Below are 15,970 nucleotides of genomic sequence, written 5' to 3'. Positions count from 1 at the left end.
AACATACAAAAAAGGAGGAGGACGGATAAAAAAGTAAGATATGTAGTTGCTGAATTAAAAAAAGCATGATAAATTAAACATAGTAGCGGTCTTTGTGAAATGTTTTAAGTTGTCTTGTGGTGATTCAACAATAAAACATAAATGCAAAAACTGCTACTATTTTTTTATAAATACGAAAAAAGTAGTGGGTAACTTTTTAACTGGGACTAGCCGTCGCGCTAGCGACTTGGTACAATATGAAATGGGTAGTCAATCTGCCGGGTGGTTTCCATCTCCGAAAGGAGGTGGTTGTTATTAGTACATATGAGGAATTAATGATTATTATCAATGTTTCATTGCTTATAGTTGCAATCCTTACATATACAAATAGCAAAAATAAAGATACAAAAAAATAACCACCCTGCCGACCAAAGCTATGGGTGATTATTTATTAATTAAACATTAACTTGTGGAAGCCACTCTGTGGAGTTGGCTACCTTTGTATCTTTAGAATAACACGAATTTATAAGATTGTCAAATCCGAAATTTACGATATTTTATAAGGAGGGCTTGTATGAAAAAGACATTATTAGGATTTATATTATCAACAGTACTTACAGTAACAATGGCAACACCGGCGTTTGCGGAGATTATTTGGACACCGGATAGGATTCCGGCTGGATATACAACAAATGAAGTTGAAAATAAAAAATTTGATTTGAATTCTGGAGGTGTGATTGAAAAATCCACTTATACTGGTTATATCAAGGACATGTATGGGAATTTCATGAAAAATACAACATTCGCTGGAGGTTCAAGAACTGATGAAAATGGTATTCTCATTTATCCAGATGGAACTAGTTCTTCTTTTGGTAGTGAACAAAAATATTTAGAATATTTAAATTCCACAATTGGTCAACAGATAGAGAAAGAGTCATGGCATCAAGATACATTAAGATCTTTAAATAACAATGGGATAAGTAATTATTGGTATGGAACTAATAAATATGGCTCTGGTTATTCCAGTAATTGGGTATGGTTAATGCAAGCTCCAGATGGAACAGAAGATGGACTAAAATATGCCTACTGCTTCAATGAATATGGCTATCTTTATACCAACACAATTACTCCAGATGGCTATCAGGTCAATGAACTTGGCCAGCTAATGATAGATGGAAAGGTAAAAACGAAGGAAACAACTGATTTTACAGCGTGGCATGGATATTCAAGTTATGCCATAGGGTATCTGGTTTATGATACTATGACGAGTGAAGAACATAAGCTTGATAAACCAAATCCATTTTTCTAAATTATTTTTCTAACAGAATAAAAGTTTTTTAAGACTATCGGTTAAAACATAATCGGTAGTCTTTTTTATTGCAAATAGAGGAAAATAAAATGAAGAAATGGTTACAGAGACTTGAATTGAAAAGAAAGACAGCGGCTTTTATGGCTGTGATTTTAGCTACGATGGCTTTTCTCCCATACATACCGAAAAATATGGTATCTTTTGCAGATTATGCACAGACGATTGAACCGTCTGCCTGGGTATCTTGGAATCCTAGTGCATATGGTGGAGAAGCAAATAGTAAAGGGTATACTCCCACTGGTCTAATGTATGAAACCAAAGACTTTCATTTAGGAGCGGCAGTTGAAGAAGGAAATTTCCCGGCAGGAGCGAAGCAATATCTGGTAAAAAACAATAGTTCAACTGAGAGTGGATATGATGAGTTCGACAAAATTTTTCTTTACTGCGTAGCTATGCATAGTGAGAGTTCCAGGATATATCTTGGAAGCCAGGCGTTTTTTCAAAAGTATTGGACAGTGGATGACATGCCAAAAGAGTTCCCAGATGGGGATAATGCAAAAGTGCCGAAGCTGAAGAAGTTTAACTTTCTTATGAACATTTATGCAACCCATATGGGACGCAATGATAGTATAGCTGCATGTAATGACGCGAATGCTGGAACTGCAAAATATATTGTAGCAGCTATTATCAACTGGATTGCAGCCAATAATTGTGAGTTTACCGGTGAATGGGAAGCGGATTTAAATTCATTTCGTGACAGTGCTGATTACAGATCGGTTATAAAGCAGATGAATCCCAACTCTGTAGGGGATAGATCCGTGTTTAATCAGCTTACCAGTACCCAAATTGATTCCCAATATGCAGCCAGAGGGTGTAAGAACTGGGCCGAGTGGATGTTTGGAAATGTATGGGATGCAGCAACGATTACTAAGCAATTTGATGTAGATTCTGAGGAAACGGTTTATTTTGCAAAGATGGATCATGCTTCAGATACTTATACCATTACAATTCCATATTCAAATGATGCGGTAAAAGACTATTACCAGCATCTTTCTGCTAAGGATCTTTACGGTGACTGGACCTTTACAGGACCAACGGAGGCAGGATTGGTTTTTACTTCTATGAATGGGGAAGTACCCAGTGATGGAAAAAGAATAGCTACTCTTTATTGGCCAAATCAAAGCCAGATAGGGGCAGACTTAGCAAAAGACTTAGGCTCTGCACAACTTGCTACATTTAAATTTTATACAAATGCAAATGATCCGAGGAATCCTAATAGATATGCTTTTGATATTTCACAGACCTACTTTGCCGCCAAAATGGATAAGGACTTAGAGGTTCATGTCCGTGTCGGCTCAGGTTCAGCCGGCACAGCGGTAGTAAACCGCTATAAACATACAGAGGGTTTTGGAGCCAATTATAACGTAGGTCTTAATGCTTTTGATTCCGAAACCGGAAAGCCCCTGGCTGATACTCATTGGGATATCTTAGAAAAGTTTGATGATTCCCAACTTGATAGTACGAATCTGGATTTAAGAAGAGCAGGAGATTATTCTTCCAACTTAGGCTCCCTAACCGGGGCATCATGGGAAGAGGATAGCGGAAATGATGAGGAACGGATATCCTTAAACTATGATGGGGATACAGGGCTGAATGATTCAGAATCTAACCTTTATAACCAGGGGAATTCCTCCGGTTCCCAGTTTGAACGTTGGTCTGATCCGGAAAATGATCCATGTAATGCTGATGAGCATATCACGGATTCCAACGGAGTGCTTCATTATGTAGATTCCAGAGGGAATATCCATAGTGAAGTAGCACATCATGATTCAAGAAGCTATACCTATCAGAAAGGATATTGCAGCGGTCATCCAGCTCCTGTCGTTGAGTATGAGGAAGTCCCGGAACCGGAATATGATGAGGAGACCGGGGAGCAGACCAATGAAGATGAAATTGAAGCCGTAGAGGAATATAATCAGGAGATTCACGATACCGCATGGGCTAAGTGGCTGGAAGGAGTAAAGGAATGTGAGGATCGTGTAAAAGAAGGTGGTTTCTTTCATGCCATTGATCCAACCGGAACGACACAAAGGGAAGCCTTGGAAGCAGACAGGGATCAGTTTTATAAGGACTTCATTTCCTTAAACTATGAGTATTCCGCAAAGGAAACAAATCCGGCTCCTGGCTATTCCCTTCACGGAAGCCACCCGGATGATATTCCTATGGAGTGGCGTACTGTAACTTCAAGTGAATATAAAGATTACAATTCCCATGGGATTGATCATTCAGGTGGTAGCTTTAGTGGTGGTGGACCAGACATGGAAAAGGACAGTCTGTCAGAAGAGGCTGTACAAGTACCGGTTCCAAAAACCGGAATGCCAGATCAGGCAGGTATGTTTGTCAGCTTTGGGACCTCTAATAACGTGGCGGGTTTTGAGGCTGTGACAGAAGCAATAGGAGAGACTGAAGCAGAGGTTGAAAGACAGTCTGAGCCGGAAGCCGTGAAGAATACCGAAGCGGAGCTGGTAGAAGAGACTCAGCCAGAAACTACGGAAGTAACAGAACCAGAAACCACAGTAGCTGAACCGGAAACCACAGCAGCTGAACCAGAAACTACAGTAGCTGAACCGGAGACCACAGCAGTTGAACCAGAAACTACAGCAGCTGAACCAGAAACCACAGCGGCTGAACCAGAAACTACAGAAGCACAGCCGGAAACAATTGCAAATCCTGATCCTGTAATTGTGAAGGAACCTGTTGCATCAGCTTCTGAAGCTATAATAAAGAAAACAGCTACTCGATCTAATGCAGATAGAGTGGATGGAGGGATTTCCTTTACTGGCTTTTTGGAAGGTCTGGTATCCGGTGTTAAATTACTGGCATCTAAGGTTCAAACCATGGCAAATAATGCTGCATCATTTCTTTCCCTTAGATCCTTCGGAGATGATGAGTCCGATGTGAGTGGTTCATCCCTTTCTTCTCTTCCGGAATCTACTGATACAAGCCGTGTTGACCTTCTTGATTCTTCAATGAAAGACTGGACCTTCATAGCATTTGACCATCGGACTGAGGGAGATATCCATATGAATAAGAAGGATATGGACTTGAAGAAAGGTGAAAAAGATTCCTACAATGCCTATGGAGATTCCCAGGGAGATGGAACTTTAGAAGGGGCTGTCTACGGACTGTTTGCGGCAACGGATATCCCTCATCCAGACGGACATTCCGGAGTAGTGTTTCAAAAAGATGATCTGGTTTCCATTGCGACAACAGATCGGAATGGGGATGCCAGTTTCCTAGCCATTACCCAGGCTCCCGGATATACCTTCAATTACCAGACCGGTGCTATCGAAAAGACAAGTAACGGCTGGGCAGAGCAGGCACCAGGGAACCTTTACACCGGCATGGGAGCAGCAATTGGAAAAGAGTCAGATATTGAAAGCTTTGAGGGGCATACCGAAAGGGGAAGCAGCATTTCCCTTACAGACAGCCGGAATGAATTGTCTTCCGGTTATGAGAAGCTTTCCTCCAACCAGGGAAAGGACGGTACCGGGGACAGCAGCCATTCCTATCCTATAGAAAATAATGAAGCGTTAAACGGAAACTGCTGGATCGGACGGCCCCTGATCGTAAATGCAGATGGGACCCAGTATTACATTAAGGAACTGACCCGTTCGGAAGGCTTTGAGCTGTCCGTTTATGGAAAGGATGCAGCTGTTAGTAATAAGGACGCTTTTCAGGCCGGCGGGAATCCGTCAGCGGAGGGAAACGTATCTGCAGGAACTATTGGCGTAGATCGGGTAAAGGGAATTAATACCTTTACGGTAAAGAGCAGCGGAACCATAAACGGGTATCAGATTTATGCGCAGAACATTCCAAAAGGAGCCTCCTTTTATACAACGAAAAGCCAGGTGGTAGAAGATCCAAGCGGAACGCATACGGAATATGTAATCAGAGAAGAAAACGCACTGGCAGAAACGGAAGGAGCTAAAGTCATTATAAACGGTGCATCTGTACCAGCAAAGGCTGGGGATATCATTTCCCTGCCAAACGGAGATACAGCTACCGTCACTAAGGTATCTGAACCGGAGTATGACTATACCGCAGCCCGGCCTGATAATGCTCTGCGTTATACGATTCCAACCTTTCAGGATAAGGAAAATACTGGGGACATCGCAGAAGATGCCAACGCCGCATTAAAGAAGGCTTCCTTTAAGGAGCCAGATGAGAGTGCACCGTGGATGCTGATTCCGGTAGAGGGACATACCTTTGAGGAACAGGCCAAAAGCCTATATGAAGGAATGGAAACTGCCGGGCTATCTGCTTTTAACTGTTTAAAAATAGAAGAAATAAAAGATGGAAAAGCAGTAATCCGCTATTCCTACCGGGTGGGCACTTCAATAGCGGCAAGTATCTATGATGAAGTATTAAAGATACTTTACATAAAGAAAGACATTTATTTTGACATCAATGGAACGGAAATAGCCGGATATTTGTATGTACCATATACGCAGGATCAGTTTGCAGATTCAACCGAAAACTCAAACGGATTTGTGACCTATGCGAAGGTAAGATCCGGTGAATTGTCAAAGAAAGAAACCGTCTATCTGGAAGATCTGTCAGCTATTACGGTGACGGAAAGCCCGGAACGTACTTACTGGGTATACAGTGAGGGCGAACCGATCCGGAATAACGATGGAAGCATTAAGATAATCATGGTTCAGGAAGAGGTCCAGGTTTCTCCCGGATACGAGCTGAAAGACATGGACACGCCTGTAACGGCTGTCTATGATGGGAACTGTTATACCATAGAGGTGGGGGGAGAAGATGGAACCACCTCCACCGATTACAAGATCACCTATACAGATGATTTTGTTGAAGGAACCTATACCACACCGGGGGGATACGCGGGGTATTACGGAACTATCTCCGTATCCCCCAACATGGCCGGGGCAGGAACCTACATTGAAACGGTTATGCTGCGTTATGATAAAAACCAGTTATATTCAGAAGGTGGGACACGTCAAACGAAGGTTTCTATAGAAGAGCGTCCCATTATGCAGAAGATCAAGATTACAAAGGATATTTCTACAAATAATGAAGAAGCTTATGAAGATAACACCTATGCAGAAACTGGACACGAAGATCACTTTACTGAAAATGGGGGAGGAACCGGAGCGAATGCGGCGTACTTAAAAAACTTCCGCTTTAAGGCTTACTTAAAATCAAATTTAGAACGGCTCTACCGGGCAGAGGATGGAACCGTAACATGGCAGGATCGAAATGGTAACACAGTGGATATCAATACCTACCGGGCAGCTTTTCCCGAAAAAGTCCAGAAGCTTTATACCAGAGTAGACTACCAGACCAATCCACTAAGCAAGGATTCAAACAAGGCAACAATCGCCAATACACAACTATACAACTATACCAGTGACTTGATTAATCCAGATCAGAACCCAGGTTACACGGCGATTCTGGAGAAAACGAAGCAAACAGTCAAAGACGAGGCTGGAAATGAACGTGAGGTCAGCTGTAACAATTATGACAAATTCTTTGATGCAATAGAAGTGGCCAATGAGGACCAGTGGGATCGGACAGATAATAACAGCAGCTCCTTTAAACCATTTGCAATTATAAAAAAACTCCTTTTTGGAATAAACGGTGGGGAAAAAGAATATCCAGCCTTACATAACAATGCGGATATTGAAAATAAAATCAATACCTCAGATACCGCAAAAGATAACGCCCTTCGGTCTGATCATGTACGCCAGTTTGCCATTACCTGGTACTTAGACGATGAAGTAGCAAAGCTGGTCAAAGATAATCCGGCTGGGGAGAAAGAAAGCGCCGCAGAAAACGAGACATATTCAGATGAAATCTATGATAAAGCTCTTTCCGATGCGATCAAGAAGGCTGAAAACTATTTAAAACCGTTCTTTATTTATGATTTAGATGAAATCTACTCGATCAGCTGGGACAGTGAAACAGACGGAGGAAAGGATAAAGACAATTCAACGCTCAGTGCAGATTTAGGAGATGCTGGAGCCGGTTACTGCTATGGAATATCGGAATATCTTCCATACGGAACTTATGTGGCTGTAGAACAGCAGCCCTTTAACAAAGACTTAGGGGACCTTTTTAACAAGCATTATAAAACCGCTGCACCAAAGGAAATCGAACTTCCATCGGTATACGAGGGTGGTAAATCAGGATCAGTTCAGACACCGGAGGTATTAAGCAGCTATTACCATTATAACGCAGCGGATAACGTCTCACAGCTTTCCTCCAAATACCATATCCGCTTTAACGAGGAGTGGCCGGGAGAAGGTGGAAAAGATTTAAAGAATTATGTAATTCGGGCGCACAATTACCTGGGGGATTATGAACTTTATCAATACGGCTTAGACCTTAACAAGCTTTCCGGCTCATCTGCCGGTGATCCATCAGGACGAGGACATTTCACCATTACTCAGGGAGGGAATGATCCGGTAAAGGATTACTACAATACCATGGTCGATTCGGAAACGACCGGAGGAAATCCAGGCAGCCATTATCTGGCTGATGATGGGAACGAAAGAAAAAGTACAGCAAATGGTTCTACTTACGAGACAGACGGGATAGAAAAAATCTACCGTTACGGTTCTGTATCCGAAGATAAACAGACCTATGACAATGTTTCATTCCCTTCCGGAGATGGAGAGGTTTATCGGGATAATGTGACGGTTATGGAAGGAATGCAGACAGCTTATAACGGGAAATATGCGTCCATGCTGGTACCGTGGAGTGTAGCAGAGCCAGCTGATGAAACGGCAGATACCGTACAGAATCCAGATGGAACATCAAGCTATAAGGGTTACGCTTACCAAAAATATAGGAACACCTTTTACACAAGCCGGTTACGGATTGAAAAGCTGGATTCCGAAACCGGAGAAAACCTCCTCCAAGATGGAGCTTTATTTGCCCTTTATGCAGCATCCAGAGAGGACGGAGAAAATACGGACGGTCTGGTAAAGTTTTATGAAGCTGATACTGATATTGAAGGCTCAAAGGAATTTTTAGAAGCCATGGGTGCCAGTAACATCATTCAGTCAGAAGAGACATGGGCCGGAACTGTACCAGCAGGAACCCCGATATGTAAAGAGGAGGAGAAGGTAATATTTGCCGATCAGGAAGGAAGAAGAACCGGGCAGTTTGAGGCTATTACGACCACCAGGGATGGAGTACAGGCGAAGGAAGGAGATTTAACAAGTACTTCTTATCAAGATCAGAATACAGGTTATTTAGTAACACCACAGTCCCTTGGAGCTGGTACATATGTCCTGTGTGAGATCAAGCCCCCGGCTGGCTATGCAAGAACCAAACCGGTAGCAATTGAAATATATTCCGACCAGACAACCTATTATCTTGACGGAGACAGGGACAGCCGGGTAGCTGCAGCAATCTATGAGGACAAGAATCAAGAAGTATTAAATCCGGATACTGCCAGAATCTATATAGGAAATACTCCGGTCCGACTTGAAGTGTCTAAGATTAAAGATTCTGATCATACCGTAACCTATAAAACGGATACCAGGCTTGAAGGGACGGAACTGGATTTAAAACAGAAGTACGGAATGGAAAATTTAGAGTTCGCATATAAAAATGGAACCTACTTAAGCTATGCCTGGTACAAAGGAACCATAGAATACCTCCAGTCCAGAAAAGACGCCGGGGAGAATGTAAATCTGATTTATGTAGATGGTGTTTTTGCTGGTTATGGTCTGATAGAAAGAACACTGGATACCGCTGATGATCACAACCGCTATGTATCTGGGGCTAAGATGGCTCTTTACGATGCCATAAGCATATCAGAGAGCGGTGACAGCGGAGATTTTGGATACAACGGCGTGAAAGTGACCAGAGACCGAAATAACAATGTCCAGTCTATAACGGTATTAAAAGGTCATGCCGGGACAACCGTGGAGTTTTTAAGAAAGGACAGCGTGTTCCACCCTATCGGGCAGGACGTAAAAGGGAGTTTTTTAGGAGAAAATGGTGACGGTACCTGGACATATGAAACCAGTGACAGGGCTGATACCAATATCCTTTATTATTCTCTTAGTAACTTAACGGTTACAGAATCAGGAACCGATGGTAAACTCTATGGTCGTGATCGAAATGGAAACAAAGTATTAGTGAAAAATCAGAACTCTATTTTTGTGTTGAAAGATGGACAACCGGCTTTTGAGCTGACTGGAGGGGATTTAACCACTGTAAAGTATTCCGTGACTGATAAAATATTATCGTTATCTTCTGGTACTACCATGTATCACCTTGACCAGAATGGAAACCGGGATGCATACGTTGATTCGACCACCGGTATGGCTTTCGCGAAGGAAGGAGACAAGCTTCTGGTATGGCCGGTAAAAATCTCCCGGACGGAAACCGGAGCAGTGATTGCCAGAGAGAAGATAAAAACCTGGAGAATCGCTGCTATCAGCGCCGATACGGATCAGGAATACATCACTGGAACTTACAACGGAAATAGCCTGGTGAAAAGCATGAATCCAGTCCTGAATGGTCATGGCCTCCCGGAGTATTACCAACGGTCAGGTGAAACCTATAAAAAGGGAGATCCGGTTTATGACATTGACGGAGATTTCGTTCGCTACAAATACGATGATTTACTAAAAGCCTTTAACAATGCTTCCTATAGCGTAAACAATCAGACTGGAATGGAGGACATCGGAGAGGAAGAGAATACTACTGACGATAAGAAACTCTACCACCGTCAGGGGGAGTCATGGGTAATGGAAAACACCTGGATTAGCGGAGAAAAGTATCCAAACGATCCGTTTCAGTCAGTTATGACGGCCGGCCAGTCAGATATGCTAAAGAGAGTGATTCCAGGGACCTACATCATGGAAGAGGTAACGGCTCCTTCCGGTTATACAAAAGGGTTTCCCAAAGGTGTTACGGTAAAGGAATCAAGAGCTGAACAAAAGACTGAAATGGAAGATGAAAAGATCAAGGTGGAAATTGTAAAAACTGATGCAGCCAGTGAACAGACATGTAAAATAATCAGCGACTATCAGGACGGACTAACTGTCACGGAGCCTAAGGGGGCTTATAGCTACTGCCAGGTACCCGGAGCTCATTTAGCAATTTATAAGGCAAACCGTGTTTACACAACTGACAGTGAAACCTACCCCAAAGGATATTATCTGGTGAAAGCTGAAGCAGCACCAGCTAAGTGGATGGTAGAAAATAAAGCAGATAATGCACCGGTGACCGTGACGGCCGATTGGATCACTGACGGAACCCCAAAATACTTTGAGGAAATCCCGGCCGGAGATTATATATTAGAAGAACTTGAGGCTGTAGCTGGATATGTTCGAAAGTCTATGGAGCTAACCATCAATGCAACGAAAGAAGTTCAATCGTTCAATCTGAAAAACGATCATATCAAGCTGGAAATTTTTAAGTATGATACAGACAGGAAAGGGAATAAGGTTCCTCTTTCCAATAAACACCCAGCCACGCTTGCTTTATATGAAGCGAAAACGGACACCAATGGAAATATTTTAATAGAGAATGGAAAACCGGTGTATGACCATACAAAACCGGTAGATCAGTGGATCACGGACAATTTGTCGGAGTATACAGAAGAAACAGAGATTAACACCAGTATCATGGAACGATTAAAAGCTCTTTTTGGACTAAAGAATAACCATTCCGGCTTTATTCCAGATTTTGAAGCTGCCTACAAAGAAAAGGGACAGGAATTAACTTCCTTTACCTGGCACACCAGAGCAGGAGAGCGGACTGCTTCTCTTACCAGTATCATTCAGGTGGGAAATGGTGAGGGGATCGTGGAAACATGGAACACTGATACAGGAAAGACCATTCGGATCACCATTTACCGGAATGTGACAAATGGTTCTCTTGATACAAACGGTCAGCTGCCTCTTATATTCGAATACCAGTTTAATTATAAAGAATTTAGAGGGATCAAAACTTATGATACCTTAGAAGGAATGCACCGTATGGATTATCTGGCTCTAAATCTGGAAAAAAATGAAAAAAAGATTGGAGCCTATGTTTTGGTGGAAGAGAAAACTCCTTCTGGTTATAATGCAGCTGATCCAAAAGCCATAGTCCTAACCGAGACCGGAGCCGTACACCGCGTCAGTTTGGAAAATGAAGAAAAGTTCATCAACGTATTAAAAGTTGTATCTGATGGAACCAATCAGTATACGGTTGAAGGAGCAGAACTGGCCTTGTACCGGGCCGGCTTAGCAGGTGATTTTGTAAAGGATGATACACACATGATAGAAACATGGATTTCCGGAGCAGATGGCCGTTATACTGAAGAGGATCAGTTTAATAATGATATTATAGAAGGGTTTCAAGTAGGAGATATAAAACCTCACAGGATCAGCAAGATTTCAAATGGAATATATTACATTGCAGAAGTAACACCGCCTGCTTATATGCAGAAAGCACAACCTGTGAGGATAGAAGTGAAAGGAGAAAAAGTGCCGTTTTACCGGATCACTAATATCCCTACCGTTGGAACCCTGGAAATTAATAAAAAAGCTTCTGATACCAGAGAAGGACTAGAAAATGGCAGGTTTAAAATAACCAATAAGAATACAGGAGTCGTCTGGTACATCACAACCGGCACCGATGGAACCGCCACCTTAAAAGATCTTCCAGTCGGAGCGGTTCAGCCAGATGGAACAATAAATCCATATAACTACACCGTGGAAGAAATTTCTCCTCCTGATTATTATCAGATAAGCAGTGGTAAGAAAAAGTTCCGGTTTGATGGGGCTGAAAGCGGGGAGGAAGTTAAATATAGCTGCGAGATTCTAAATAATCCGACAGAGATTTATTTCCGGAAAACAGACTTTAATACCAGACTGGCCGTAAAGGGCGCGGAAATTGCTATTTATGAAGCTGGAGTAATTGATGGGGAATATCAAAAGAATGGCAGAGCTATATCAATCGTTCGTACCCAAAATGATGGTTTTATACTAAAGAAAAAACTGAAAGCAAATCAGGTTTATATCATGGAGGAGATAAAAGCTCCATCTGGATATGCTATTTCAAAACCTGTAAAATTTACCGTTAATAAATTTGGAACTGGCATACAAAATGTATCCAATGATTTTAATGTTATCAAACCAGCGGTTGAAAACGGAACCATAGAAGCTCTTACCGTAACCGGCCGGGTCCCTGTAAAGGTGTATACCATACTAAAGGATCTGGATACCGGTTTTGAATTACCAGCAATAATAGGAACCGGAGATAATCAGATTATTACTGCCATGGATGGTATTATCGAAGGCCATTTGTATGATATTTCTGAATATACCAAATATTCAGATGGAAAATCGGAGAAAACTTTTAAAGAAACCAGGAGGATCTATTTTAATGAAGACAGTATGTATAAATTGCATTCCAGAACATATCTGGGAACCAGACAGGAATTATCGGATAAGGAAGGAAATGTCCTGGCAAGTTGGGCGATCAATGAAGATAACCACGATCACACAGTTATAAATCCGGTTGTCAAAGAAATTCCAATAGCCAGAGTATCAAGTAATGTTGGAGCCAATTTCGCAGCTGTCAAAGCAGGAAGTGTTATGAAGTATTCCATTTCCTTTACGAACCCCTATAATCACCCGTCAGATATTCTGGTAAAGGCGGATTTAACCAACGGGCTGGAATATTTAAGATCCTCTGACTGCGGCACGGAACACAACGGCATGATTACATGGAATCTTACTGACATTGCGGCTTATGAAAGCGGTACAATGGAAATGGCTGTAGTTGTAAAAGATGAGACGGGTCAGGCAAGAGCATGGTTTGAAACAAAAGTGGGTGCTGTATCAAAACGCACGATTCTGGAAAATCCAATCGTTTCTGACGGATCAATTACCATCATAAATAAGCTGACCGGTACCGGAGAGAAGCAGACGGATACATTTACCTGTCATGTGAAGTTTACAGACAAAGATGGATCTGTTTTAACCGGATACCAGGCATATGGAGGCTCTTGCATGGGACGGATTAAAGGAGAAGGGACTATAACTCTGGCTGGGGATGGAACCATAACTTTTACAAAACTCCCGTATGGCACAAGATATGAAATAAGTCAGGACATTTCAGATGATTATGTACAGGAAACAGGGATCAGATCAGGAGAGATACAGAAGTCGCTGCAGAGTGCCATATTTGTAAACAACAGGGATAATAAATTGATTAGAGAACTGTTGGCAGCAGGAGGAACCTACCAGTTAAAAGAAACAACGGTATATAGTGATAAAAGCAGTATTACAACAGGAATTTATGAGTTTACCATCAATGATACCGGTATGATTGATAATGTTGATATGGAAGATAAACCTGTAAATCTGAGTTTCGTAAAAAGAGACAGAGATACCAGGCAAGTTCTTTCTGGCGGTCATTATAGCTTTATAGATGAGAATAATGGAGAAATTCTTTTTAAGTTTACCATAAAAGATGAATCAGTCGTAATTCCACCAGAACTTGTCACTCCGAACCATGGATACATATTCCGGGAAAATCTCCCGCCTCAGGGTTACGCCATTGAAAAAGATATTCATATTATTGCAGATCAAAGTGGAATTGCGGAAATTGTTATAATGGAAGATAAACAGACAGAAATAAGCATTACAAAAGTGGACGAAGAAACCGGTAAACTTTTAACTGGGGGACGTTTTACTATCAGGGAAAAAGAGACCGGAACCGTAATAGAAACCTTCTCTCCGGTAAAAATGCCATACCAGTTAAATGGGATTCTGATTGCAGGAACAACCTACGAATTGATAGAAGAGGAGGCGCCTGCGGGATATTCTCACAGTCAGAATGTGGAATTTACTGTACCAGTGACTCCCCAGCCGATTAACGTGATCATGAGGGACAGGCAGACAAAAGTTATAATCCAAAAAGCGGTCAGCTCATCCAGTACTCCATCAGAAGCGGTCAGCCAGATTCCGGGATGCATCCTTCAGATTTTAAATGAAGATAAAACACCGGCAAAAGCTATAAGATCTGAAAATGGAGTATATGCGGGAGATAACCTTATATTTACAACTACTGACCAATCCGAAATACTAAAAGGTCAGATGGATGCCGGGAAAAATTACTGGCTTCATGAGATTAAACCAGCGTCTGGATATGCTTATGCAGAGGATGTACCTTTCGTGGTCAGCCAGTGGGGGGAAGAGGATTCTGTAATCATGTTTGATGATCCAACCCACGTAATACTATCTAAAAAGGCAATTACTGGCATAGAGGAGCTTTCGGGCAATCACATGAGTGTAGTAGACAATGCTGGGAATGTAATTGATGAATGGATATCCGGGGAATTGCCTCATGAAATAATCAGAAAGCTAATAGCTGGTGAAACTTATCACTTTATCGAAAATAAGCCTGCAGATGGATATGCATATGGAGATAATGTGAGTTTTACAGTCAGAAAGGCTGGCGGAATAGACCTGGTTGAGATGAGAAATGACAAAACAAAAATTGAAATTAAAAAAATAAATACTTCTGGTGAAATTTTAAAAGGTGCATCATTACAGATATTGGATCAACAAAAGAATGTGGTCATTCCGGAATTTATTTCAACCGATGAGGTTATTGATATTACCGGAAAATTAATTGCCGGCAGAACCTATTATCTCCATGAGGTAAATGCCCCAATGGGATATTTTCGTTCCTCAGATATAGCATTTACTGTTCCCAAAGAAGCAAAACTGTTGGAAATTACAATGACAGATCCAAAGAGACCAGATATTGATTCAGGTAAAATGATTATCCAGAAGATTGACGCCGAAACAGGACTAGGTATTGAAAGTGTTGAATTTTCTATTTATCAGTCTGATGGGGAGCTATATCTGGCAGTTAAAACTGATAAGGATGGTTATGTAAAGTTTGATATGCCACAGAATGGAACCTATACCTATAAGGAGACTAAATCAGCACCTGGTTATCTTGCTACAGATCATACTTATTCATTTACCATTAAAAATGGTGAGGTATCAGAAAACAGCATAGTATCAGTCGTTAATTACCTCTCACCGGAAGTTCAGATTCAAAAGGCAGATGCCAAAACAATGAAAAGATTAGCGGGAGCTGAACTGGTGATAAGAAATGCAGATGGAAAGGCGGTATTTCATGGTGTAACAGATGGAACCGGTATGCTATCTTACTATCCATTACGTTCCGGGCAATATACTGTGCATGAAGTAAAAGCTCCCGTGGGATATAAAAAGACTGACACATTTCTGACAATTTTGGTAGCAGAGGATGGAACTGTAACAGGAGATTTTACGTTGCTCAACCGTTCTAAAAGAGGAGAGAAAAAAGGGATTATAACTGCAACCTATCAATCAAGCCTGAAAGGCCTTGGAATATCCAATCAGGAAGGAAAGAGATTTTGGAACTGGCTGGACAGACTGCCTGGAACAGGTGATACGGGTCTGGCTGGGAGGTGGCTCATATATTTTTTGCTTGCTGGTATTGTGACGTTAATTGTAATTATAAGGAGAAAAAATATTTAAGTATATTAAGCCGATTTTTTCTTCTACAGTTTCCTCAGACAGGAATAGATAATATCTCCGTAGAGCAAATGAGGTTAACATTCGAAGTCAACTTTTATGGCCT

At 41.7% G+C, this 15,970-nt stretch carries 2 protein-coding genes; both read left to right on the top strand.

Annotation, left to right across the window (positions count from 1 at the left end; genetic code table 11):
* Positions 1-553: 553 nt before the first annotated feature.
* Positions 554-1,288, top strand: coding sequence for a hypothetical protein (locus RZO55_RS14455; RefSeq protein ID WP_318064971.1), 735 nt, complete (start codon positions 554-556; stop codon positions 1,286-1,288).
* Between the two features lie 89 nt (positions 1,289-1,377).
* On the top strand, positions 1,378-15,867 hold the full coding sequence (locus tag RZO55_RS14450) for a SpaA isopeptide-forming pilin-related protein (RefSeq protein ID WP_318064970.1): 14,490 nt from the start codon (positions 1,378-1,380) through the stop codon (positions 15,865-15,867).
* Positions 15,868-15,970: the final 103 nt, after the last annotated feature.

This window comes from Clostridium boliviensis (assembly GCF_033342255.1).
In the GTDB taxonomy this organism is placed as follows: domain Bacteria; phylum Bacillota; class Clostridia; order Lachnospirales; family Lachnospiraceae; genus Lacrimispora; species Lacrimispora boliviensis.
This window is presented reverse-complemented; position numbering and strand designations above follow the sequence as displayed.